At 65.4% G+C, this 23366-nt stretch carries 19 protein-coding genes; 8 read left to right on the forward strand and 11 right to left on the reverse strand.

Going from position 1 to position 23366, the window contains the following annotated elements:
• Positions 1-10: 10 nt before the first annotated feature.
• Complete coding sequence (locus tag ACYUME_RS09410) at positions 11-472, reverse strand: response regulator (protein ID WP_460418659.1); 462 nt, start codon at positions 470-472, stop codon at positions 11-13.
• 16 nt (positions 473-488) lie between these two features.
• Complete coding sequence (locus tag ACYUME_RS09415; RefSeq protein WP_460418660.1) at positions 489-2741, reverse strand: ATP-binding protein; 2253 nt, start codon at positions 2739-2741, stop codon at positions 489-491.
• A 267-nt stretch (positions 2742-3008) separates the two neighbouring features.
• On the opposite strand from ACYUME_RS09415, the gene ACYUME_RS09420 reads away from it, so the two are divergent.
• The 7 genes from ACYUME_RS09420 (at position 3009) to ACYUME_RS09450 (ending at position 9333) form a co-directional block, all read left to right on the forward strand.
• Entirely contained in the window at positions 3009-3536 is a 528-nt protein-coding gene (locus ACYUME_RS09420; protein WP_460418661.1) for a Csu type fimbrial protein, read from the forward strand.
• Positions 3537-3559: 23 nt separating this feature from the next.
• The gene (locus ACYUME_RS09425; RefSeq protein WP_279880541.1) at positions 3560-4093 is read left to right on the forward strand and encodes a Csu type fimbrial protein; all 534 of its coding nucleotides are present in this window, start codon (positions 3560-3562) and stop codon (positions 4091-4093) included.
• 17 nt (positions 4094-4110) lie between these two features.
• Complete coding sequence (locus ACYUME_RS09430) at positions 4111-4644, forward strand: Csu type fimbrial protein (protein WP_279880405.1); 534 nt, start codon at positions 4111-4113, stop codon at positions 4642-4644.
• A 3-nt stretch (positions 4645-4647) separates the two neighbouring features.
• Complete coding sequence (locus tag ACYUME_RS09435; protein ID WP_460418662.1) at positions 4648-5151, forward strand: Csu type fimbrial protein; 504 nt, start codon at positions 4648-4650, stop codon at positions 5149-5151.
• Positions 5152-5186: 35 nt separating this feature from the next.
• Positions 5187-5966 (forward strand): fimbrial biogenesis chaperone, encoded by a 780-nt coding sequence (locus ACYUME_RS09440; protein WP_460418663.1) that lies wholly within the window; start codon positions 5187-5189, stop codon positions 5964-5966.
• A 68-nt stretch (positions 5967-6034) separates the two neighbouring features.
• Positions 6035-8368, forward strand: coding sequence for a fimbria/pilus outer membrane usher protein (locus tag ACYUME_RS09445; RefSeq protein WP_460419322.1), 2334 nt, complete (start codon positions 6035-6037; stop codon positions 8366-8368).
• A complete protein-coding gene (locus ACYUME_RS09450) occupies positions 8365-9333 on the forward strand; it encodes a Csu type fimbrial protein (protein ID WP_279880411.1) in 969 nt (322 codons plus the stop codon). The genes ACYUME_RS09445 and ACYUME_RS09450 overlap by 4 nt, the downstream gene beginning before the upstream one ends.
• Before the next feature lie 215 nt (positions 9334-9548).
• Here ACYUME_RS09450 and ACYUME_RS09455 read toward each other — a convergent pair whose 3' ends face one another.
• The 5 genes from ACYUME_RS09455 to ACYUME_RS09475 all read right to left on the reverse strand — a co-directional run bounded on the left by ACYUME_RS09455 (position 9549) and on the right by ACYUME_RS09475 (position 16451).
• Positions 9549-10697 carry a M14 family metallopeptidase gene (locus ACYUME_RS09455; protein WP_460418664.1) on the reverse strand — a complete coding sequence of 383 codons (1149 nt, stop codon included), beginning with the start codon at positions 10695-10697 and terminating at the stop codon, positions 9549-9551.
• A gap of 54 nt (positions 10698-10751) precedes the next feature.
• Positions 10752-11594, reverse strand: a complete 843-nt coding sequence (locus ACYUME_RS09460) for a DUF6708 domain-containing protein (protein ID WP_460418665.1) — start codon at positions 11592-11594, stop codon at positions 10752-10754.
• On the reverse strand, positions 11591-14848 hold the full coding sequence (locus ACYUME_RS09465; protein WP_460418666.1) for a T6SS effector BTH_I2691 family protein: 3258 nt from the start codon (positions 14846-14848) through the stop codon (positions 11591-11593). Before ACYUME_RS09465 ends, ACYUME_RS09460 begins: the two co-directional genes overlap by 4 nt.
• Before the next feature lie 340 nt (positions 14849-15188).
• Positions 15189-15704, reverse strand: a complete 516-nt coding sequence (locus ACYUME_RS09470; RefSeq protein ID WP_460418667.1) for a DUF4880 domain-containing protein — start codon at positions 15702-15704, stop codon at positions 15189-15191.
• 432 nt (positions 15705-16136) lie between these two features.
• Positions 16137-16451 carry a DUF6124 family protein gene (locus ACYUME_RS09475; protein ID WP_279880417.1) on the reverse strand — a complete coding sequence of 105 codons (315 nt, stop codon included), beginning with the start codon at positions 16449-16451 and terminating at the stop codon, positions 16137-16139.
• Between the two features lie 129 nt (positions 16452-16580).
• Between ACYUME_RS09475 and ACYUME_RS09480 the strand changes: the two genes are divergently transcribed.
• Entirely contained in the window at positions 16581-17237 is a 657-nt protein-coding gene (locus ACYUME_RS09480; protein WP_279880419.1) for a LexA family protein, read from the forward strand.
• Positions 17238-17591: 354 nt separating this feature from the next.
• Here the strand turns inward: ACYUME_RS09480 and ACYUME_RS09485 are convergent, their stop codons facing one another.
• From ACYUME_RS09485 to ACYUME_RS09500, 4 genes are read right to left on the reverse strand one after another with little or no spacing between them, the layout of a single operon-like run.
• Positions 17592-19547: an acetyl/propionyl/methylcrotonyl-CoA carboxylase subunit alpha gene (locus tag ACYUME_RS09485; protein WP_460418668.1), complete on the reverse strand. Its 1956-nt coding sequence runs from the start codon at positions 19545-19547 to the stop codon at positions 17592-17594.
• Positions 19544-20353: a gamma-carboxygeranoyl-CoA hydratase gene (locus ACYUME_RS09490; protein WP_279880423.1), complete on the reverse strand. Its 810-nt coding sequence runs from the start codon at positions 20351-20353 to the stop codon at positions 19544-19546. Before ACYUME_RS09490 ends, ACYUME_RS09485 begins: the two co-directional genes overlap by 4 nt.
• A gap of 3 nt (positions 20354-20356) precedes the next feature.
• On the reverse strand, positions 20357-21964 hold the full coding sequence (locus ACYUME_RS09495) for a carboxyl transferase domain-containing protein (RefSeq protein ID WP_460418669.1): 1608 nt from the start codon (positions 21962-21964) through the stop codon (positions 20357-20359).
• Positions 21965-21983: 19 nt separating this feature from the next.
• Positions 21984-23147: an isovaleryl-CoA dehydrogenase gene (locus ACYUME_RS09500; protein ID WP_460418670.1), complete on the reverse strand. Its 1164-nt coding sequence runs from the start codon at positions 23145-23147 to the stop codon at positions 21984-21986.
• Positions 23148-23366 lie beyond the last annotated feature (219 nt).

Here is a 23366-nt window from a genome sequence, read left to right on the forward strand (position 1 = left end):
GCGTTCTGGCTCAATTGCCGCCGCGCCTGTTCAGGCGCAGGGATCCGGGTGGCGGCTCGTTGAGCACCGCCCAGAACACCCCCAGGTCGGAGATGGCGGCCACGAACTCCTTGAACTCGACCGGTTTGACCACGTAGGCGTTGACCCCCAGCTCATAGGCGCGCAGCAGGTCCGGCTCTTCGCGCGAAGACGTCAGCATCACCGTCGGGATGCTGCGCAGCTCCGGCGTGTCGCGCACCTGCTTGAGCACCTCCAGGCCATCGATCTTGGGCAGCTTGAGGTCCAGCAGCAACACTGCCGGATTGCCATCGTCACGCTCGGCGTAGGTGTCGCGCCGCAGCAGATAATCCAGGGCCTCGGCACCGTCGCGCAGCACGATGACTTCGTTGGCCAACTGGCTGCGCTCCAGCGCGAGGAGGGTCAACTCCAGGTCCCTGGGATTGTCTTCGACCAACAGAATGGGTTTGAGCATGATGGGTACGGACGCCTCAGGAATGCGCTGGGTGGCGGGGGAGGGTGAAATGGAAGCTGGCGCCCTGGCCAACCTGGCCTTCGGCCCAGACCCGGCCGTCGTGGCGCTCGATGATGCGGCGCACGCTGGCCAGACCGATACCGGTGCCTTCGAATTCCTCCATGCGGTGCAGGCGCTGGAACACACCGAACAGCTTGCTGGCGTAGGCCATGTCGAACCCTACGCCGTTGTCGCGCACGTACACTTCGGTCTCATGCCCGTGGTGCTTGGCGCCGATCTCGATGCGCGCCGGCGTGCGCCCGCGGCTGTACTTGATGGCGTTGGCGATGAGGTTGTGCAGGGCCATGTTGATGAACGCCGGATCCGCGATGACTTTGGGCAAGGGGGCGATCGACCAGAGGATTTCGCGTCCCTGGTAATCAGGTTCGAGCTCCAGGCGAATGGCGTCGACCAGGGCGTTGAGGTCGACATCCGCCAGACGCAACGCCGAACGTCCCATGTGCGAGAAGTTTAGAAGATTGTCTACCAGCGAGCCGGCAAAATGCGCGGCTTCATCGATGTGCGACAGGAAACGCCGCCCACGTTCGCTCAAGTGCTCGCCCTCGATCTCGGCGAGCAGTTCGCTGTAGCCGGCGATGTGTCGCAGCGGTGCGCGCAGGTCGTGGGAGACGCTGTAGGAGAAGGCTTCGAGCTCCTTGTTGGAGCGCTTGAGCTCGCCGGCCAGTTGCGCGAGCTCCTCGGCCTTGCGCAGGACGATGCCCAGCACGGCGCTGCGCAGCTCCAGCACGCCATCGATGATCAACGGGTCCCACGGCGCGCTGAACCCACGCACCTCCTCCTGCCAGCGTTCGAAGCTGTGGCGTGGGCTGAGGTGTCCCTGGGGGCTGATCGCCTTGTCGGGGCGTCCCGCCCAGTTGACCAGGCGCGCCTGTTCGGGGCGGAACCACACCAGGTAGTGCGAGTGAATCTGCGAAATGGCCACGGCCAGCACGCCGCCGACATGGCGGGCCAGCTCTGGCAGTTCGTCGATGTCCCTTGCGACGTTGTCGCTATGGAACACCGCATCCTCGTTGCGCTGCCCCAGCCAGTGCACCAGGGCGTTGACCTGGGCCGCGCACGGCGTGTCGCCGATCAGGTCGCAGCGCTCGGCACTGATGATTGCGGCGCCGCTGGCGCCGGCGAAGGCCAACAGTACCTGCGGCTGTTCGAGCAGGCCTTCGCTGACGCTGTCGTGGTCGGCCATCGACGCCAGCATGCGCACAATGCGCTCGCGCAGTTCGAGCAGCGTGCGGGTGCGGTCGTGGGATTCGCGCGATTCGATCTGCAGCGACAGCACGCTGGCCAGCAGCTCGCAGGCGGTGCGGGTCTGGAAATCCACTGGCCGGGGTTGCTGGTGATGGCACGAGATCAGGCCCCACAGCTTGTCGTCGACCACGATGGACAGCGACATCGACGCCAGCGTGCCCATGTTGCGCATGTACTGAAGGTGTACCGGCGAGACGCTGCGCAGGGCGGCAAAGCTCATGTCCAGCGGCTTGCCGGTCAATGGATTGAGAGGCGGGCACAGCGGCGAGGGCTGGTAGTCGGCATCCTCGATCAGGCGGATGCGATTGATCCGGTACAGCTCGCGGGCCTGGCGCGGTATGTCGGCTGCCGGAAAACTCAGGCCCTGGTAGCTCGGGTAGCCAGGTTCGGCCTCTTCGGCGAGCACGGTGCCGTTGCCTTCGCTGTCGAAACTGTAGGCCTTGACCCGGCCGAAGCCGGTGATGCGCTTGATCTGCCGTACCGAATGCTGCAGCAGCTCCTCGATACTGGTGGCCTGGTGCAGGGTGCTGACAAATGCGCGCACCAGCGGATAGTAGTCGCCTTGATAGAGCCCCGTGGCACCTCGCAAGCTGGGTTCGAACTCGAGGATCAGTACCTGGTCATGGCGGTGGGCGAGCATGCGCAGTACTTGCTGGCAGGGCGCGTCGCGGCGTAGTCGCACGTCACCGATATGGAACGGAAAGACGTCGCCATCCGGCAGGTAGCCCAGCTGACCTTGCAAGTCGAAGCCTTCGTCGATCAAGGCCGCGAAGGGCTGTCCCAGCAGTTCGTCCACGGGCAGGCCGAACCAGCGCTCGACGTTCTCGCTGGCCTGAAGCACGTGCATCGTGCCCTCGTCCAGCACCAGCAGGAAGCCTTGTGGCTGGATGCTGCCCGGTACCTGGATCGGCTCCTGGGCACAGCGTTCGATCGCCTGGTCGAGCGGGGTCGCTGAGTGGCTCAAGGCAGAGCTCCTGTCAGGGCCTTCCCTGTACCGGGTAGGCAGTTGGCGAGGGATTAGGTGCTGCACGGTAACAGAAGGCTGATGAGTTTGCCGGTACATGGCCAATTAGAGGCGTAGGCGCGTGAAGGGTTTCACTTGGGTGCGAGGAAACTTCCTATCGGTGATTCGCCATTTTCATTAATGCCAAAGAGGGGTAGCCCTGCGGCGGTGCGGATGCAATCCCACTGCTACGCTCAAGCTCAACCTATGCAGACAAGGATCGACAGGGTGACGGAACGCGTGGTTGCCGCGCTGTTGGGCCTGTGCTTGAGTGGCGGCGCCCTGGCGGCGGACTTTCTCGTCGAGGTGCAGGTTCGCGTGCAACGCGGTTGCATGCTGGCCAACCAGCAGCGCGACGCCGGCCCGCAGGCGCTGGGGCGAATCGACCTGGGCGTCGCGGCGCGTCTCGATGGCCCAGGGGCGCCATTGACCGGCGTGCTGCTGGCGCAGCGACCTCCGCGCCTGGAGTGCAACCCCGACACGCCTTACCAGGTACGTGTCGATGGCGGCCTGCACGGCGGCGTGGGTGAGTTGCGCTACCTCGCCAGCCCCGATGCCATGGCCCGGCCGATTCCCTATCGTCTTTATCGCGACGCGGCCTGGCGCGAGCCTCTGGCGGTGGATGCGGCGCAATCGGCGCGGGTGCCGGACAGTGGCGCCGTGGACCTGCCCCTGTATGCGCGGATCGACAAGCTGGCCTGGGTGCCCCGCACCGGGCTGTACACCGACCTGCTCAAAGTCACGGTCACCTGGTAGGAAGGGGCATGCCCATGGACGCGCTGCACCGCACTTCGATTCTGCTGCTCACCCTCGGTCCGCTGCTGTTGCCCAGCGGCGCGGCCCATGGCACCAGCACCGGCTTCATCCAGGCGCGCCTGGTGATCAGCGCCGCCTGCCAGATCAGCAGCGACCCGCAGCCGGCCACGCTTGGCAACCCCGGCCTGATGGATTTCGGCGCGCGCGGGCCGACCTGGGACCAGCCCCTGACCAGCCGGGTCGACGAAGCGGGCGGCGAGGGCAGCCTGCAGATCAGCTGTTCGCCACAGGTGCGCGCCTTCAGCGTGCGCATCAATGGCGGGCAGAACGGCGGCGACGGCATACGCCGCCTGAGCAATGGCCGTGAACTGATCCCCTACCAGCTGGCCATCGACCCGGGCGGCAACAGCCGCTACGGCATCGGCCAGGCCCGTACCTTCACCATCAGCAGTACCCAGCAAGTGCCCGTGCCGATTTACGGCGTGGTGGTCGCGCAGCCACGCGCGCTGCCCGCCGGGCTGTATCGCGACACCCTCAGGGTGACCCTGGACTGGTAACACGCAAGGAGATTCCGATGCCCAAGCACCTCACCCGCTGCATATTCGTCGGTCTTGGCCTGGCTTTGGCCGCCCAGGCCCAGGCCGCCACCGTGACCGGCACCATCAGCTCGACCCTGACGTTGACCGCCGCCTGCCAGGTCAATGGCAGCGGCGGCAGCTCCGGACTCAACTTCGGTAGCCTCAATTTCGGCACCCAGGACTCGCTGTTCACCACCGCCAACGGCCAGGTGCTCGGCGGCGGTGGCGGGGCCATGAGCATTCTCTGCTCGGCAGGCACGGTGCCGACGATCAAGGTGCGTGCGGGCACCCATGACTCACAGTCCGCCGGGGGCACCCGGGCCCTGGCCGATGGCGCGGGCAACTTCGTGCCCTACGACTTCTACACCGACGCCGGACACACGCAGCTGCTGGCGATCGACGGCACCATCACCCTGCCGACCAGCACCGGCGTGGCGCAGACCGTCAACCTGTACGGCCAGGCCCGCGGCAAGGCCGGCCTGCCGGCCGGGGTGTACACCGACACGGTGGCGGTCGAGCTGAGTTTCTGAGCCATGCCGGGCACGGCGCGGCTGCTGGCCGTCGGGCTGTGCCTGGCGCTGACCCAGGGTGCCCATGCGGTCACCAGCAGCACCTTCCAGGTGACGGCGCAGATCGTCGCCGGCTGCCTGGTGGTCGGCGGCGTGACGGCCTATGGCGTGCTCGACTACGGCACCAGTTCGGCGCTGTCCACCGCCATCCTGAGCACCTCGCTCGGCGGCAGCACGGTGACCTTCCAGTGCACCCCCGGCGTGGCCCTGAGCATGAGCCTGGACGGCGGCCAGAACAGCGCCAGCGGCACGCGCAATCTCAAGCGTTCGGGGGGCACGCAATTGCTGGCCTACCAGCTGTACCGCGACGCCGCGTTCAGCCAGAGCCTGGGCATCGGCAGCAGCGTGGCGGTGAGCTACAGCGACCCGACGGCGATCAAGCTGCCGGTCTATGGCCGTACCACCCTGACCGGCACCCTGCCGGCCGGGACCTATACCGATGTCGTGCAAGTGACGGTGACCTGGTGAAAGGCCACTGCGGATAACCAGAGAAGGAGAGGGGCATGGGGGCAGGCGCGAAACGGGCGCGTGGGATCATTGGGCTGCTGCTGTTGGCCAGCTGCGCATCGGCCTTCGCGGCCACTTCGGTGCTGATCTGGCCGATCGACCCGGTGCTGGAGGCCGATCAGAAGGCCGGCGCGTTGTGGCTGGAAAACCGCGGCGCGGCGCCGACCAGCCTGCAGGTGCGGGTGTTCGCCTGGCGCCAGGGCGAGTACCAGGAGCAGTTCCAGGCCCAGCGCGAGATCATCGGCAGCCCGCCGGTGGCCAATATCCCGCCGGGGCAGAAGCAACTGATCCGCCTGACCCGCACCGGCAGCTCGCCCGCAGGCCAGGAACAGGCCTACCGCATCATCATCGACGAGATCCCTTCGCCGCTGCCGGCCGATGCCGCCAGCGAAGGGCCGAAGGCGGCGATCCGCCTGCAGATGCGCTACTCGGTGCCGCTGTTCGTCTACGGCGAGGGGCTGTGGGGCAAGCCCGACCCGGAGGGCAAGCGCAGTGCCGAAGGCGTGGGCAAGCCGCAGTTGAGCTGGCGCGCGGTGACGGTGCAGGGCAAGCCCTATGTCGAGCTGCGCAACACGGGGCCTGTGCATGCGCGGCTGACCGACGTGGTGCTGCAGCAGGCCGGCCAGGACCGGCCGCTGGTCGAGGGGCTGCTCGGCTACGTGCTGCCCGGCGCCAGCATGCGCTGGCCGGCACCGGCCGCGCCGGGTGCGGCCAGCGTGCTCAAGGGGCGGGTCAACGGCCAGGAGGTGGCGCAGGCCATCAAACAGGGGCTGTGACCTGCGCTTGAACGGATCACAGGGGCCAGGGAGGACCCGGTAATGGTTGGAAATCGTGTGTGAGCTGGGTGCGGGTGGCAACGCACCGGTTGTGGCTGGGCCTGGCGGTGCTGGGGCCCGGCCTGGGCGTGGCCGACGACCTGCCGCCGCCGCCCTCGGAGCAGGCCGCCATCGCCGACGCCACGCTGTACCTCGACTTGTTGGTGAACCAGGTGGCCAAGGCTGAGCTGGTGCCGGTGCAGCAGCGCGCCGGGCGCCTGTACCTGGCCAGCGAGGTGTTGCGTGAGGCGGGCATCAGGCTGCCGGGCGAGCCCCAGGGCGAAGTGGCCCTGGACGAGATCCCCGGCCTGCACAGCGACTACGACAGCCAGAACCAGCGCCTGCTGCTGCAGGTGCCGCCGGCCTGGCTGCCCGACCAGCAGGTGGGCGAGCGCAACCTGTACCCGGCCAGCGACGCGCGCAGCAGCTTTGGCGCCTTGCTCAACTATGACGCCTACCTCAATGACACCGACGAGGGTGGCAGCTACCTGGCCGCCTGGAACGAGCTGCGCCTGTTCGACGACTGGGGCACCTTTTCCACCACCGGGCAGTGGCGCCAGTCGTTCAATGGCGCCCAGGCTCAGGGCCGCCAGGGTTTCCTGCGCTACGACACCACCTTCCGCTACACCGACGAGCAGCGCCTGCTCACCTACGAGGCCGGCGACCTGGTGACCGGCGCGCTGCCCTGGACCACCTCGGTGCGGGTGGGCGGCTTGCAACTGTCCCGCGACTTCGGCGCCCGTCCCGACCTGGTTACCTATCCGCTGCCGGCCTTTGCCGGCGAAGCCGCCGTGCCGACCTCGCTGGACCTGTTCATCAACGGCTACAAGAGCAGCAGCACCGAGCTGCAGCCGGGCCCCTACACCCTGACCAACGTGCCGTTCATCAACGGCGCCGGCGAAGCGGTGGTGGTGACCACCGACGCCCTTGGCCGGCAGGTGTCGACCACCTTGCCGTTCTATGTCACCAGCAGCCTACTGGCCAAGGGCCTGTCGGACTTCTCGGTGGCCGCCGGCAGCCTGCGCCGCGACTATGCCGTGCGCGATTTCGCCTATGGCCCAGGGGTGGCCTCGGCGACCTTGCGCCACGGGGTGTCCGACTACTTCACCCTGGAAACCCATGCCGAGAGCGCCGAGTCGATGATGCTCGGCGGCCTGGGCGGCAACCTGCGCCTGGGTACCTTCGGCGTGCTCAACGCGGCCGTTGCCCAGAGCCGCTTCGAAGGCGATACAGGGCAGCAGGTGGCGCTGGGCTACCAGTACAACAGCCGCCATATCGGCTTCAACTACCAGCGCGTGCAGCGCCACGGCGACTACGCCGATCTGTCGCTGGTCGACAGCCCCTTCACCCGCCTGAGCCAGCGCAGCGAGCAGGCCACCCTGAGCCTCAACCTGGACCGCTACGGCAGCCTTGGCGCCGGTTACTTCGACGTGCGCGCCGGCGACGGCACGCGCACGCGGCTGATCAACCTGAGCTGGAGCAAGCCGCTGTGGCGCAACAGCAGCCTGTACCTGTCGGCCAACCGCGAGGTCGGCGACAGCCAGTGGGCGGTGCAGGCGCAACTGGTGATCCCCTTCGACCTGCGCGGCACCCTGGCCTTCAGCGCCGAACGCAGCAAGGATGGCCAGGACCTGCAGCGGGTCAACTACAGCCAGGCGGTGCCGGTGGGCGGCGGGGTGGGCTACAACCTGGGCTACGCCACCGGCGGCAACCGCGACGACTACCGCCAGGCCGACCTGACCTGGCGCTTGCAGTCGGTGCAGTTGCAGGTGGGCGCCTACGGTAGCAGCGGCGAGATGACCCGCTGGGCCGACGCCAGCGGCTCGTTGGTATTGATGGACGCAGGCCTGTTCGCCGCCAACCGCATCGACGACGCCTTCGTGGTGGTCAGCACCAGCGGCTACGCCGACGTGCCGGTGCGCTACGAGAACCAGCAGATCGGCCGCACCGACCGCAACGGCCACCTGTTGGTGCCGTACAGCAGCGGTTACTACCGCGGCAAGTACGAGATCGACCCGATGGACCTGCCCGCCGATGTGCTGGCGCCGCAGGTGGAGCAGCGCGTGGCGGTGCGCCGTGGCAGTGGCTACCTGCTGGAGTTCCCGCTCAAGCGTGTGCTGGCGGCAAGCCTGGTGCTGGTCGATGCTGACCAGCAGGAACTCAAGCTGGGCAGCCGGGTACGCCATCAGGAAAGCGGCGGCGAGGCGGTGGTGGGGTGGGATGGGTTGGTCTACCTGGAGAATCTGGCGCCGCACAATCGCCTGCAGGTGGACAAGGCCGATGGCGGACAGTGCCAGGTGGCGTTCGACCTGCCTGAAGGGCAGGGGCCGATCCCGCTGATCGGCCCGCTGGTGTGCCGATGAACCGGCTGATCCTTGGGTGCCTGGCAGGGCTGCTGGCGCTGCCGGGGGCTGCCTGGGCGTTGTGCTCTTCGGTGGCCACCGCGCCGGCGGCCTTCGGCTCGGTCAACTCGACGCTGGTGCGCACCACGGTGCAGAGTGCCTCGACCACCAATGCCGGCCTGCAGTGCACCGGTTCGCTGTTGTCGCTGTTGACCAGCAATGACCATTTCTATGCCACTTTCACGTCGTCCAGCAGTGGCTTGGTGGGCCCGACCGGTGATGTGATCCCCTACACGCTCTACGCGAACAATACCACCAGCTATCCGATCAGCCGCGGCGTGCAGTTCGACTTTGCCCGCAACGGCATCATCGATGCCTTGGGCCTGCTCAACGGCACCACGCCCAAGACCGTGCCGCTGTACCTGAAGACCGTGGTCGGCGCCAACGTCGCCGCCGGCCTGTACCAGGAAACCCTGAACATCGCCTGGAGCTGGAACTACTGTTCGGGGATCGGTATCGGTGCCATCTGCCTGGGGCGCGACATCGGCAGTGGCAACCAGACCTTGCTGGTCAGTCTTACGGTGACCAACGACTGCCAGATCACCACGCCCAACATCAGCTTCGCCAGCGCGCCGGTGGTGGCCGGGTTCGGCACGGTGAACCAGAGCGTGAGCGTGTCGTGCACCAAGGGCAGCAACTACACGGTGGGGCTGGATGACGGGCAGAATGTCTCGGGCGGGCGGCGGCGGATGAAGTCCAGCGCCAACAACTATCTGGCCTATGACATCTTCAAGAGTGCCGGCGTGGTGCGCTGGGGCTCGGTGGGCGCGGCGCGGCGTTCGAGCAGCGATGCCGAGGTGAATCCCGGGGCGGGGACCGGGACCGGGAGCCAGGTGTTCAACTACAACGCCAAGGTGTACACCGACCAGGCCACACCGCCGGCGGCGACCTATACCGACAGTGTGATCCTGGATGTGCAGTTCTGAGTAGGCTGCCTCGCCTTCCACGGAACAGAACGTAACCTTGTGATTTCACCGGAACAGCGTGGGAGCGGGCTTGCCCCGCGATGTGGTGTATGGCACCGGCTACGCCGGTGATCGCGGGGCAAGCCCGCTCCCACGCTGGTGATGTTTCAACATTGCTTTCTGTACGACAGCGCAGCCTGAAGGGCAGGGCGATTTCCGATAGAAGATCGCGTTGCTCAGCGCAGATCGCCGACCATCTTCAGCAACGTCTCCAGCACCGCCCCGGCCAGCGCCTTCGAGCGCTCGCCCGACCAGCCGGTGCGCGGGTTCGGCGCATCGTCATGGTCCTTGAACGGCATCTCCAGGGTCAGCGACAGGCAGTCATGGGCTTGGCCCACGGCATTGCAGGCCAGAGTCATGTTGGCCTGGCCCGGCTCGTCGCGGGTGTAGCCGTACTTCGTCTGGAAGTCCGGGGTCAGGCTGCACAGGGTGCTGCGGAACTGCTCTTCCAGTTCGGCGATGCGTGGCGTGTAGCCGGGGTTGCCCTCGCAGGCCGCGGTGAACACATGGGGGATCTCCTCGTCGCCATGGGCGTCGATGAATGCGTCCACGCCATGCAGCTTCATCTGGCTCTGGGCGAAGAACACCTCGGGGCTCAGCTCGACGCTGGCATCCTGCCAGGCGCGGTTGAGGTCCTTGCCCTTGAAGTTGGTGCGCAAGTGGCCGAGGAAGGCGCCGTCCGGGTTCATGTTGGGGATCAGGTACAGGTCGGCCTTGGCCAGCAGTTGCTGGATGACCGGGCCGTTGGTTTCGAGGGCGTCGATCACGCCTTCCATGAACCATTCGGCCATGTGCTCGCCGGGGTGCTGCTGGGCGATGATCCACAGCTTGCGCTTGCCGGTCGCGCCACTGCCCGCGCGCAGCAGCGGGATATCACGGCCCTGCACGCTGCGCCCGCTGGCCAGCAGCTCTACGCCGGGGATCTGCCGGGCGCGCTCGATCAACTGGTTGTGCCGGGCACGCGGGTAGGGCTCGAAGTAGGCGAACCAGGCCTGCGCCTGTTCAGCCTTGAAGTCGAAGCTCAGGGCCTTGCCGTCGAACTGGCTGGGCACGCGGAACCACGTCTGCTGGTCGTAGGAGGCCACGGCGTGGTAGCCGGTCCAGGCGTTCTTGTAGGAGGACTCATGGGCGTTGTCCAGGCTGAAGCGATGGACCTGGCCCGGGGTCAGGCCGCTGGCCTTGAAGTGGAACCACTGGAAGTGGCCGCTGTGGCTGTCCTTGCGGATGTTGAGGTGGACATGCGCAGGATCGCTGGCGTCCAGGACCAGGATGTTGCCGGAGTCGAAATCGCAGTCGATGTGCAGCGGGGAGAGCGTCACGGTCATTGCCAGCCTCCTGTTGGCGTTGTTGTGGGAGGTACTCTACACCGCGAAAGGTGCTCAGGGTGTCACTTTGTTCGTGGCCTGCAAGTCGGGGGATTGCTCTGGGCCGGTGCGTGACTCGCGGTCTATGGTTTCTGGCCATTGCACCCTGGGGGCCAGTCGGCGAATGGGGCTTAATTCGAAGTCATTGTCCCAGTCGCGAGGTGGGTGTATGAACGCAGGAAGGGCGTCGGGGCCTTGTTGCATGAAGAGTCTGATGATCTCCCAGTATCGCTTGCCATCCTCTATGTCATGGGTGAAGAAAAGACGGTCGATGATTTCGTCGGTACCTGGTTTACGGACTGCGATGAGGACGTTTTCGACGAGCCCGCCATTACCCATTGGGGCGTAGACACTACAGACCTCGGCGATGAGATCTTTCCAGTCGTAGGCGACTGGGCGTACCCCCCATTTCTTTCGGCTGAATATGTGGATGCGATCATATCGATATTCATAAAAATAGACTTTTTGCCTGGGGCGGTTAAAGCGAATGGGTTCGTCGCGTGGAAGTTCGATGTCCATGCGGACAAAAAATAGAGTTGCCCAGTATATGCCTGCTAGTGCGAGGGCGGTTATTGTGATTATGTCCGCTGCGGCTTTCGCGTTTCCGGCTGTCATTGTTGCTGCAAGAACTGCGATTGGTAGTAGCGTAATTAGTAGGCATAGTGCGCCGCCAATGATAAATAGTCCTCTTATTTTGTAAGTGGATCTGGGGATTTCTATGTAGATGTCATTTATTTTGTTCGGTGTGGGTGGTAGCGGGGGCGAGTTGAGTCGTTGGGTTGGCTCTTCGTGGGGAAGCGCTAGATCATATTTCCAACCTAGGGGGTGACGAGGTAGATACTCAATGATTTTAGTCATTCGTTGATCGCCTGGATTTCTAGGTGTGCATAGGCATCGGGAGTGTTTCGATCTGGCCAGTAAATGACGCTTAAAGTTGCAGCCAATATGTTGTGCTTGCCAAGGCTCGGGGTGAGTTCTATATGGCCGGTTATAAATTCGGTGGTAGTGGAAGCCCCAGAGTGAAACCCTGAAGTTTCTTTGCGGGATCTTTGGCTGAGGGTATCTGCCCTGTAGTCTTTCACTTTGCGAGCGGGGCGCGACGACGGCTTTTTCTGTGAGGTTGGCAGCGGGTGTAAAACCTCATGGGATCCTGAGGCGATTGTTTCTCCGCTTGTGTAGTTGGACGGAAGCCCATCGCCATGTCGATGGACGGTCAGGGACCAGTGATAGCTGTAGCTTGAAATATTAATGTTGGGCAGTGAAATCTTGAGTGTTAGCTTTTGCTCGGTGGCCGCTTGGGCAATCCATCCGATTTTAGCCGTGAGCGCTGGGTTGGCTCTTTGGGTCTCGAATTTTACGCCTGCCTCAACGCCTAATGTAGCGGCGTTTAACGCTGCAAAGGCGATATCCGCATGTTCGGGATATTCCCAGTGAATGGCAGGGCTTTCGTTGGCTTTGCCGAAATGACAACGCATTGCCCAACGCTCTATTGAGCTTGACTCCTTGTTTTTCGCCAGTTTGATCATGCCATAGGAGGTCGCCGCCAGGATAATCGCTATCCCTAAAGGGCCCATTAATGAGGCATTGAATACTGCTATTGTGGAATAAATTACTCCTGCGGCCGATGTGGCTGCTGCAAGGGTGTAAGCTGATGCGGCTATTTTATCCCCGCCTTTCCATGTTCGCTTCAAGGCAAACACTGCTTGCGCTGTATCATAAATCCCTGCCACGGCCCCCATGACGGCACCTAACCTGACTGTTGCCCGCCCCATCTTGATAGTCGTGGCCATCCGTGCCGTCCCTGCGAGTGTCAGAGGTATCCTGGTGTTGATCTGCGTGGCGGCGGTCCTGATGATCAGGCCCAGCGCCTCGATCTCGCCGCCAAGGATCGCCAGCTTGGATCCATGCAACGCCATTACGGCTTCCCTGGATTTTTCGCCGATCTCGACTTCCGCTTTTTCCAGATTCTTCGTCAGGCTGTCGTGGGTCAGGTACAAGCCGCCCAGTGCCAGCAGTAGCTCCCAGCTGCCCGCCACGCCGCGCACGCCGGTGAAGCTGGTGCGCACCAGCTGGGCGGCCTGCTGCGCGGTGATGCGCATGCCGTGGAGCAGTTGGCGGGCGCTGGCATCGAGGGTTCCTGCGGCGACGGTGAGGTTGACCAGGTTGATCTGCGCGGCGTCGCTGAGCTGGTTGACGCGCAGGCCGGCCTCTTGGGTCAAGCGCTCCCGCAGTACGTCGGCGGTGCCTTCGACCCAGGCGCTGACGGTGATGACGCTGTGCGCCAGTTTAGGGTCGAGCACCGCCAGGCTCAGCAGCCCGTGCTGGATGACCGGCCGCACCCAGCGCCTGGACGCGTGTATCTCGTCATCGAGATCACCGAGGCCCAAAAGCATGCGCTCTCGGGCCTTGGCTGCCTGCGCGCTGGCCTTGTGCTGCAGCTCGCGCAGGTGGGCACTTTGCAGGGCGTAGTATTCGCTGAGCTTCATCCGCACCTGCAGCTCGATCAGTTGCACGCCGTTGTACAGCCACTGGCTGGCGCTGTTCAGGCGTATCACGGCGCGCTGGACGCCGGGCGGCAGCAGGGGCTTCAGGCGCAGGCTGGCGCCATTGATCGCGCCTTGCGTCTCGGCGATGGCCTGGCGCAGGCTGTCGCGCAGGTTCAAGCCAGTATCGTCACTGGCGATGAGCTTGCTCAGCACCCCGTAGAGCTTGTCGCTGTCGCCCCAGTCGGTGGGATCGGTGGTGGAGAAACTGGGCAGCAGCGCGGCGAGCAAGGCCCGGTCGCGCAGGAGCACGGCGCGGTAGGGCGGGCTGTTCGGGTCCTGCAGCCAGCGCCGCCAGAGCTCGGCGCTGCTGCCCGGGGTGGGCGCGCGGGGTTTGCTGTCCAGGTCGGGGGCCTCGGTGACGCCGCCGGCCAGGCACAGGGCCATGGTCTTGCTGTAGGCAATGCCGGATTCGCGGTCGTCGCCGTCGTAATCGTGTTCCTCGATGCCTCGGAACAGGCTGCTGTCGCAGAGTCGGGTGTAGGCCTGGGTGTTCAGGTCGATGTAGTGCTGGTACTCGGCTTCCTGGCGCTCGTAATCGGCCTGGAAGCCCGCGCGCAGGGGTTCGTGGTAGCGCTCCTCGAGCCGGGCGACGCCATCCCGGGTGCGCCGTTCGACCTCGCGCTGGCGCTCGACCCGTGGGTCGACGAACACCGGCGGGCCATCGCCGCTATGGGGCTCGAAGGAAGGGGTCTGCTGTTCGGCCCATGTCGATTGCATGGCGCGTAGGGTCTGCAGGATCTGCGAGGTCTGCAGCTGATAGGCGCGCAGCGGGTCCTCGCGCCATTGCTGGCGCCGGGCGATCCAGTTGAGGCGCTGGTGATTGTACTCCTGGACCAGGCCGACGGTGTCGTCGAGCACCAGGGCGAGCACGCCGTGTTCGAGCTGGTGGCGGGCAATGGCGTTGACCAGGTAGCCGCGAGTGGCGGTCTGGCGCAGGAAGCGGCTGTGAAAGCCGTGGACACTGTCGAAGGCGCCGGGCAGTTGCTGGCTGTACTCGAAGACCTGGCGGTCCACCCGCAACTCGCCGTGGGTCATGGCCAGGCCGGCCTGGTCGGGGGCATTGCGCGCGAGGCCGAGGTCCAGCACCTGGAAGCGATCGGGCGGGGTCTTGGCGCTGCGGTAGGCATTCAGCACGCTGGGCGGCCAGGCATCGCTGCTGAAGGCGATCCAGGCGGTGGAGAAAGCCTCGGTGTCGATGGTGAGGAAGGATGAGGGGATGTCGTGGTTTTCGCTCAGGCACTGGCGGGCGAGCAGCTGTGGTGGCGCGGGCGGCGGTTCGATGGGATTGAAGCGGCGCAGATGGGCTTCATCGGTGACTTCATAGGCGTACCAGATGCGCTGGTCGAGCAGGACATACAGGTAGCCGGTGCGCAGGGTGCGCAGCCCCAGCCGGGTGGCTACCTGGTCGTCGCCGGCCAGGGGGTAGCGGTAGGCCGGGCGCTGGTCCGGGACCAGCGCCCGGCGCAGGGGGAGGATGGGCAGGCCCTTGCGTTCGCAGGCTTGGCACTGGTCGAGGGGCAGCACGGACTCGGCGATGGCATGGGCGATTCTCTCGCTGAGGGTCATGGGCATGCCCCCTTTGCACATCGGTGGGGCGGCATGAGTCGCTGGCGCGGGACGCTTGGAGGTGCAATCTCGCAGTCGGTTTTACCGATGCGGGGAGTAGACCTGTAGCGCAGGTCGGAATAACTAAGCATGGCGGTCCCTGTCCATTGTTACCGGGCGCCTCAACGTAGAGAAGCGCGCTCGATGCGTGGCACAAAGCTAGGACCGTAAGGGGAGTGCGGGAGGAAGTCTTGTCAGCAGATTCCTGTATTTTTGCAGGAAAGTTCTCTTTGATAGTTTGCTATGACTGCACATCACCTGTCAGATCGGGGCAGGGATTTCCAGGGGCTGCGCTTTAGGTTCAGGTGAGCAGCCCCAGCGCCACGAGGGCAGCAACACCAAGCCCGACGGCAATCGAGCAGCCACCCAGCGACAGCGCCGCACGCCCTTGCCGGTACCAGCCGTCATGGCCCAATTGCCGGGCAGGGGCGAGCAGGCTGCGCCAGCGCAGTTCGGTTTCGTGGAAGGCGCGCAGGTGCTCGGGGTCGGTATCCAGCCAGCGGCGGAAGTCGATGCGTTCGCTGGCGGTCACCTGCGGACTTTGCAGGCGCACGTACCATTGGCCGGCGATGCTGGCCAGCGCGTCGCCGGGCGCGCGGGCGGTCTGCAGGGCCTGGTTCATGTGGCGCTCGATGCTGATCAGCGGCAGGTCCAGGCGTTCGGCGATGGCGGCGAAGCCCTGCTGGTCGAGGCGGTTGAGCAGGAAGACTTGCTGGACCCGGCGCGGCAGGCGCTTGAGCGCATGCAGCAGCGCGTCATCGCCATGCTGTTCGGCGGTGCGCGGGTCGTGCTCGAGGGGCAGCAGCAGGCGGGTCATGGATAGCTCCTTGCTCATTAAGGAAAGGGGTGGGGGCATCTTCCTTGACGCGGAATCAGCTTAAGCTAAACGAGATTGATTCTCAAGTGCTGATTCGGCAAAGATTTGTAATGAGCGTTCACGTCCTGACACAGTTTTGCTATCATCGCCGCCATCAACGATCTTCATTAGCCTGAAGAGCCAAAAAAAATGACCCGGCAAAAAGCCGGGTCAAAAACCGTGATTAGCCTGATGAGGAGATAATCTGAGCGTCCGACCTGAGGACGTTGCAGGTTATCCAGCGGGTCTCGCGACCTGCTGAGTGCAATAATAATCGTTATCATTTGCCAGTCAAATGATTTTTCCGCGACTTGCTAAAAAATATCTAACTGACGCACACCTCGTCCCCGGCAATCGGGGCTCTTGCCGTTCGTCGGCCATCACGTTCTCCCTTCAGATCGATGCTTTTTCCGTGGCGTGGCACTGCTCCAGCAACGCGCGGGCCATGTTGATCATGTGCATCAGCGCAAACACCACTTCCCGCGTCGTGCCCTGCAGATGGCTGCCGGTTTCCTGTGCCGTGGCGGCAGCGCAGCGCAGCAGGGCCATGGCGTGCTCGCTGGCCTGGGCACTGCTCACGCCTTCGCGCAGGGTCCAGAGCGTGCGCTCCAGGTCAGGGGCGGCGGGAGGGGGGTTGAGGTAGTAGTCGAGGGCGCGGCGCGCGGCCTCTTCGTCGAGATCTGTTTCTTCTTTTTTCACATTGCTCATGACTGCACCTATGAAATCCGTTCCAGGACAATGAACGCTGATAATAGGTCAATCTGTATTATTTCTACCTGCTAAGATAATTCTAGATGTGTATTGATGCCGTTCATCCAGTCCGTATCGTTCTCAGCCATGGAAAACTGGATCGAATTTCTGTCGCGCTACCAGCGTGAGCACAACCTCAAGCAGCATCAACTGGCCGAGCGTCTGGGCATGACCCAAGGCGGCGTTGGCCATTGGCTGCGCGGCACGCGCAGGCCGACCCTGGTGACCGTCAACGAAAAACTGGAAAAGCTTGGGCTGGTGTATCTGGAGGCCCGGGTGATGGTGGTCGAGCGTGACCTGACGGCGCGTGAGAACCGGGGTGTCTATGCGGTGGACCGACCGCCTTCGGTCAATGCCCTGCGCCATGCCAGTTTTCGCTTCCCGGTGCTGCGTTGGGCCGACTTGCAAGGGGCATTGCCTGAGTCCAGTGAAACCCACGAGCTGACCGGGTACATGCCGGCCGGCAATGCGTTCTGGTTGCCGGTGGAGAATGATTCGATGAATGCCGCCAGTGGCAGGAGCGTGCCGCAGGGCGTGCTGGTGCTGGTGGATGCGGGAGTCGAGCCTGCGCCGGGCAGGCTGGTGGTGGCTCGGCAGCCGGGCAAGCCGGCGGTGCTGCGCGAGTTGATCGAGGAGGGCGGACAGCAGATGCTCAGGCCGCTCAATACCTTGTATCCGACGGTGTTGTGTGAGGACGGGTGCGAGTTTCTCGGGGTCGTGGTGCGGATGCACGGGGTGCTCTAGGTTCGCGCCTAGACCGTGTTGGGGCTGCGAGGTGCCAGGCGGGAGCCTTGCAGCGCTCTTGAGATCGAGCGCCGCCCGCGCGGCGCATCGCGACGCAAGGCCGCTCCTACATCTGTTTCGGGCCAGTCAATCCTGTGCCATCACCTGGTCCGCCTTGTGGGTACGACGCGATTTCAGCGTGGGCGCCACTGCCGCCTCACCTGTCTCAAGGCATGCACCAGGGCGGGCAACCATGGCCTGACAGGTTCGGCACGTTGCAACAAATGTAGGAGCGGCCTTGCGTCGCGATGCGCCGCGCGGGCGGCGCTCGATCTCATAGGCGAAACAACCCTTTCGGCAAACACATTGCCGCCGTTACGCCCCCTCCAACTCCACCAGCACTGTCCCTTCGCTGACCATATCCCCCTCCTGGCAGAACAGCGCCTTCACCGTCCCCTCATGGGGCGCCCGAATGCTGTGCTCCATCTTCATCGCCTCCAGCACCACCAATGCGGTACCGGCCTCGACCACCTGCCCCGGCTCCACCAGCACTCGCACGATGCTGCCGTTCATGGGCGCGCCCAGCCCGCCCTGATGGCTGTGGCTGGCTTCCGCCGCTGCAATCGGGTCATGGACGCTGATGGCGTGCAACTCGCCGGCCCACTGCAGGTACAAGGTGCCACCCCGACGCACCGCCAGATACCGACGGCGCAGGCCGTCCTGGTCATGACACAGCTGCTCCCCCTCCAGCCGATAGGCCGAAGGCGCGCTGCGCTCCAGCGCCACCGCCTGTTCATGCCCTTCGCACTGAAGGTGCAGGCTGCTGCGCGCCGGCAAGCCCAGGCGCAGGCCATCTCGGGCCGCCCACGGTGAAGCGCGGTCGTCCTGGCGCTGCAACGCAGGCTCGCTTTGCAGCCACGCCTCGGCGGCAGCCTCCCAGAACTGCGCCGGCAGCGCCTGCGGCGCAGGCAGCAGCACATCCTGATGACGCGGAATGAATCCGGTGTCCAACTGCGCCTCGGCAAACGCCGGGTGCGCAAGGATGCGACGCAGGAAGGCGATATTGGTCTTCACCCCGCCAATGGCGAACTCATCGAGCATCGCCAGCAACCGCAGGCGCGCCTGTTCGCGGTCCTGGCCCCAGGCGATCAGCTTGCCCAGCATCGGGTCATAGAACGGCGACACCACGTCGCCCTCGTTGACGCCGCTGTCCACCCGGCGGCCTTCGCCCGGCGCCGACTCGCGGTACAGCGCCAGGGTGCCGGTGGCCGGCAGGAACTCGTTGGCCGGATCCTCGGCGTACAGCCGCACCTCGATGGCATGGCCGATCAGCGGCACCTGCTCCTGGGTGATCGGCAGCGGCTCGCCGCAGGCCACGCGGATCTGCCAGGCGACCAGGTCGAGCCCGGTGATGGCCTCGGTGACCGGGTGCTCCACCTGCAGGCGGGTGTTCATTTCCATGAAGAAGAACTCGCCACGGGCATCGAGCAGGAACTCGACGGTGCCGGCGCCCACGTAGCCGATGGCCTGGGCGGCGCGTACCGCGGCCTCGCCCATGGCCTGGCGCAGTTCGGGGGACAGGCCCGGCGCGGGAGCTTCCTCGACCACCTTCTGGTGGCGACGCTGGATCGAGCAGTCACGCTCGTTGAGGTACAGGCAGTTGCCGTGCTGGTCGGCGAACACCTGGATCTCCACATGACGCGGCTTGAGCACGTACTTCTCGACCAGCATGCGCGCATCGCCGAACGATGACTGCGCCTCGCGCTGCGCCGAGGCCAGGGCGTCGGCCAGCTGGCTCTCGTCCTCGACCACCTTCATGCCCTTGCCACCGCCCCCGGCGCTGGCCTTGAGCAGCACCGGGTAGCCGATGCGCTCGGCGGCGGCGCGGAAGGTCTCCAGGTCCTGGGCCTCGCCGTGGTAGCCCGGCACCAGCGGCACGCCAGCGGACTCCATCAGCGCCTTGGCCGCCGACTTGCTGCCCATGGCGTCGATGGCGCTGGCCGGTGGGCCGAGGAAGATCAGCCCGGCCTGTTCGATGGCGCGGGCAAAACCGGCGTTCTCCGACAGGAAGCCATAGCCCGGGTGGATCGCCTGGGCGCCGCTGGCCTTGGCCGCGGCGAGCAGCTTGTCGATCACCAGGTAGCTTTCGGCGGCCTTGGTGCCACCGAGGTCGACACGGATATCGGCCTCGCGGCTGTGGCGCGCCTCACGGTCGGTGGCGCTGTGCACGGCCACGGTGGTCAGGCCCATGGCCTTGGCGGTGCGCATTACCCGGCAGGCGATCTCGCCGCGGTTGGCGACCAGCAGGGTGGTCAGCGTGGGTCGGCTCATGGGCGCGGCTCCTTGTTGTCTTGCCAGGCGGGACGGCGTTTTTCCAGGAAAGCGCGCAGGCCTTCCTGGCCTTCGGCGCTGACGCGGATGCGGGCGATGGTGTTCTCGCAGTAGCGGCGCAGGGCCGGGCTCAGCTCGCCGGCGTCCACCTCGCGCAGCAGGTCTTTGGTGGCGCGCAGCGCCTGCGGGCTGTTCTGTAGCAGGTTGTCGACCCAGGCCTCGACCTGGGCGTCCAGCTCGCTGGCCGGGTACACCTCGGCCAGCAGGCCCAGCTCGCGGGCGCGCACGCCGCTGAAGCGCTCGGCGGTGAGGGCGTAGCGGCGGGCGGCGCGCTCGCCGATGGCCTTGACCACGAACGGGCTGATCACCGCCGGGGCCAGGCCGATGCGCACTTCCGACAGGCACAGCTGCGCGTCCTCGGCGCCGATGGCCATGTCGCAGCAGCTGATCAGCCCCAGCGCGCCGCCGAAGGCCGCGCCTTGCACCACGGCCAGGGTCGGCGCCTTGAGCCGGTGCAGGGCGTACATCAGCTCGCCCAGCTCGTGGGCGTCGTCGAGGTTGGTGTTGAAGTCCAGCTGCGCCGACTGCTGCATCCAGGCCAGGTCCGCGCCGGCGCTGAAGTGCCGGCCACGGCCGCGCAGCACCACGAAGCGCAGGCTGGCGTCCTCGGCCAGGCGGTCGAGGGCGACGATCAGTTCGCGGATCATCTGTGCGTTGAAGGCGTTGTTCTTGTCTTCCCGGCTCAGCCACAGGGTGGCGAAGCCGCGAGGGTCCTTGACCAATTCAAGGGTGGCGAATTCGCTCATGGGTCACATCCGGAAAATGCCGAAGCGGCTCTGTTCGATCGGGGCGTTCAGCGCGGCGGACAACGCCAGGCCGAGCACGTCGCGGGTCTGCGCCGGGTCGATGACGCCGTCGTCCCACAGCCGGGCGCTGGAGTAGTAGGGGTGGCCCTGGCGCTCGTACTGGTCGAGGATCGGCTGCTTGAGCTTCTTCTCGTCTTCGCTGCTGAACGCCTCGCCGCTGCGCTCGCTCTGTTCGCGCTTGACCTGGGCCAGCACGCCGGCGGCCTGTTCGGCGCCCATCACGCCGATGCGGGCGTTGGGCCACATCCACAGGAAGCGCGGGTCGTAGGCGCGGCCACACATGCCATAGTTGCCGGCGCCGAAACTGCCGCCGATGATCACCGTGAACTTCGGCACCTGGGCGCAGGCCACCGCGGTCACCAACTTGGCGCCGTGCTTGGCGATGCCGCCTTCCTCGTACTTCTTGCCGACCATGAAGCCGGTGATGTTCTGCAGGAACAGCAGCGGGATGCCGCGCTGGCAGGCCAGCTCGATGAAGTGCGCGCCTTTTTGCGCAGCTTCGGCGAAGAGGATGCCGTTGTTGGCCAGGATCGCCACCGGGTAGCCGTGCAGGTGGGCGAAGCCGCACACCAGGGTGGTGCCGAACAGCGCCTTGAACTCATCGAACGCCGAGCCATCGACCAGGCGGGCGATCACCTCGCGCACATCGAACGGCTGCTTGGCGTCGGCCGGGACCACGCCGTACAGCTCCTCGGCGTTGTACAGCGGCGCGATCGGCGCCTGGCACTGCAGCTTGCCCTGCTTGTGCCAGTTGAGGTTGGCGACGCTGCGCCGGGCGATGGCCAGGGCATGCTCGTCGTTGTCGGCGTAATGGTCGGCCACGCCGCTGGTGCGGCAGTGTACGTCGGCACCACCGAGGTCCTCGGCGCTGACCACTTCACCGGTCGCGGCCTTTACCAAAGGCGGGCCTGCGAGGAAGATGGTCGCCTGCTGGCGCACCATGATCGCCTCGTCGGCCATGGCCGGCACATAGGCGCCACCGGCGGTGCACGAGCCCATCACCACGGCGATCTGCGGGATCCCCAGGGCGCTCATGTTGGCCTGGTTGAAGAAGATTCGCCCGAAGTGCTCGCGGTCGGGGAACACTTCGTCCTGGCGCGGCAGGTTGGCGCCGCCGGAGTCCACCAGGTAGATACACGGCAGGCGGTTCTGCAGGGCGATGGTCTGGGCGCGCAGGTGCTTTTTCACCGTCAGCGGGTAGTAGGAGCCGCCTTTGACCGTGGCGTCGTTGGCCACGATCATGCACTCCACGCCTTCGACCCGGCCGATGCCGGCGATCACGCCGGCGGCCGGCACGTCTTCGCCGTAGACTTCATGGGCGGCCAGCTGGCCGATCTCGAGAAACGCCGAGCCCGGGTCGAGCAGGCGGTCGATGCGCTCGCGGGGAAGCAGCTTGCCGCGCGAGGTATGCCGCTCCTGGGCCTTCGGCCCGCCGCCCTGATTGACCTGGGCGAGCAGGCCGCGCAGGGCCTGGACCTGTTCGAGCATGGCCGCGCTGTTGGTGGCGAATTCCGCCGAGCGCGGGTTGATCTGGGTATGCAAGGTAGCCATGGACGCCGGTTCCTTGTGCTCAGCGGGTTTCGTTGAACAGTTCGCGGCCGATCAGCATCCGGCGAATCTCGCTGGTGCCGGCGCCGATCTCGTAAAGCTTGGCGTCACGCAGCAGGCGCCCGGCTGGGAACTCGTTGATGTAGCCGTTGCCGCCAAGGATCTGGATCGCCTCCAGGGCCATCTGCGTGGCGCGTTCGGCGGTGTACAGGATCACCCCGGCGGCGTCCTTGCGGGTGGTTTCGCTGCGGTCGCAGGCCTGGGCCACGGTGTACAGGTAGGCGCGGCTGGCGTTGAGCTGGGTATACATGTCGGCGATCTTGCCCTGGATCAGCTGGAACTCGCCGATGCTCTGACCGAACTGCTTGCGGTCGTGGATGTAGGGCACCACCAGGTCCATGCAGCTCTGCATGATGCCGGTGGGGCCGCCGGCGAGCACCACGCGCTCGTAGTCCAGGCCGCTCATCAGCACGCGCACGCCGCCGTTGAGCTGGCCGAGGATGTTTTCTTCAGGCACTTCGACGTCATCGAAGAACAGCTCGCAGGTGTTGGAGCCGCGCATGCCCAGCTTGTCGAACTTGTTGCTGCGGGTGAAGCCTTTCCAGTCGCGCTCGACGATGAACGCGGTGATGCCGTGGGGGCCCTTGTCCAGGTCGGTCTTGGCGTAGATCACGTAGGTGTTGGCGTCGGGGCCGTTGGTGATCCAGGTCTTGCTGCCGTTGAGCACGTAGCGGTCGCCGCGTTTTTCGGCGCGCAGCTTCATCGACACCACGTCGGAGCCGGCGTTGGGCTCACTCATGGCCAGGGCGCCGATATGCTCGCCGCTGATCAGCTTGGGCAGGTACTTCTGCTTCTGCTCATGGGTGCCGTTGCGGTTGATCTGGTTGACGCACAGGTTGGAGTGGGCGCCGTACGACAGTGCCACCGAGGCCGAGGCGCGGCTGATCTCTTCCATCGACACCACGTGGGCCAGGTAGCCCAGGCCGGCGCCGCCGTATTCCTCGGGGACGGTGATGCCCAGCAGGCCCATGTCGCCGAACTTGCGCCACATGTCGGCGGGGAACAGGTTGTCGTGGTCGATCTGCGCGGCGCGTGGCGCCAGCTCGGCGGCGACGAAGGTGCGCACCTGGTCGCGGAGCATGTCGATGGTCTCGCCCAGGGCGAAGTTCAGGCTGGGGTAATGCATGGGAGGCACCTTCTTGTTCTTGAAATTCGAGGTACCACGGCGACCTTGTGGAAGCGGGGTTGTGGGAGCGGGCTTGCCCCGCGATGCCCGTCAGAACGGCCAGCTGTGTTGCCTGGTCCGGCCTCATCGCGGGGCAAGCCCGCTCCCACAACTTTGTTTTCACAACCTCGTATCCACAAGGTCGCCGTGATGCGTGGTTGACGTTAACGTAAACCTGCC

It is taken from the genome of Pseudomonas sp. microsymbiont 2 (genome assembly GCF_054788395.1).

Excerpts from the sequence above, each read along its gene's own strand:
- ACYUME_RS09410 (WP_460418659.1), bottom strand. The coding sequence starts at position 472 with ATGCTCAAACCCATTCTGTTGGTCGAAGACAATCCCAGGGACCTGGAG.
- ACYUME_RS09430 (WP_279880405.1), top strand. The coding sequence starts at position 4,111 with ATGCCCAAGCACCTCACCCGCTGCATATTCGTCGGTCTTGGCCTGGCT.
- ACYUME_RS09435 (WP_460418662.1), top strand. The coding sequence starts at position 4,648 with ATGCCGGGCACGGCGCGGCTGCTGGCCGTCGGGCTGTGCCTGGCGCTG.
- ACYUME_RS09440 (WP_460418663.1), top strand. The coding sequence starts at position 5,187 with ATGGGGGCAGGCGCGAAACGGGCGCGTGGGATCATTGGGCTGCTGCTG.
- ACYUME_RS09450 (WP_279880411.1), top strand. The coding sequence starts at position 8,365 with ATGAACCGGCTGATCCTTGGGTGCCTGGCAGGGCTGCTGGCGCTGCCG.
- ACYUME_RS09455 (WP_460418664.1), bottom strand. The coding sequence starts at position 10,697 with ATGACCGTGACGCTCTCCCCGCTGCACATCGACTGCGATTTCGACTCC.
- ACYUME_RS09460 (WP_460418665.1), bottom strand. The coding sequence starts at position 11,594 with ATGACTAAAATCATTGAGTATCTACCTCGTCACCCCCTAGGTTGGAAA.
- ACYUME_RS09465 (WP_460418666.1), bottom strand. The coding sequence starts at position 14,848 with ATGACCCTCAGCGAGAGAATCGCCCATGCCATCGCCGAGTCCGTGCTG.
- ACYUME_RS09470 (WP_460418667.1), bottom strand. The coding sequence starts at position 15,704 with ATGACCCGCCTGCTGCTGCCCCTCGAGCACGACCCGCGCACCGCCGAA.
- ACYUME_RS09475 (WP_279880417.1), bottom strand. The coding sequence starts at position 16,451 with ATGAGCAATGTGAAAAAAGAAGAAACAGATCTCGACGAAGAGGCCGCG.
- ACYUME_RS09480 (WP_279880419.1), top strand. The coding sequence starts at position 16,581 with ATGGAAAACTGGATCGAATTTCTGTCGCGCTACCAGCGTGAGCACAAC.
- ACYUME_RS09485 (WP_460418668.1), bottom strand. The coding sequence starts at position 19,547 with ATGAGCCGACCCACGCTGACCACCCTGCTGGTCGCCAACCGCGGCGAG.
- ACYUME_RS09490 (WP_279880423.1), bottom strand. The coding sequence starts at position 20,353 with ATGAGCGAATTCGCCACCCTTGAATTGGTCAAGGACCCTCGCGGCTTC.
- ACYUME_RS09495 (WP_460418669.1), bottom strand. The coding sequence starts at position 21,964 with ATGGCTACCTTGCATACCCAGATCAACCCGCGCTCGGCGGAATTCGCC.
- ACYUME_RS09500 (WP_460418670.1), bottom strand. The coding sequence starts at position 23,147 with ATGCATTACCCCAGCCTGAACTTCGCCCTGGGCGAGACCATCGACATG.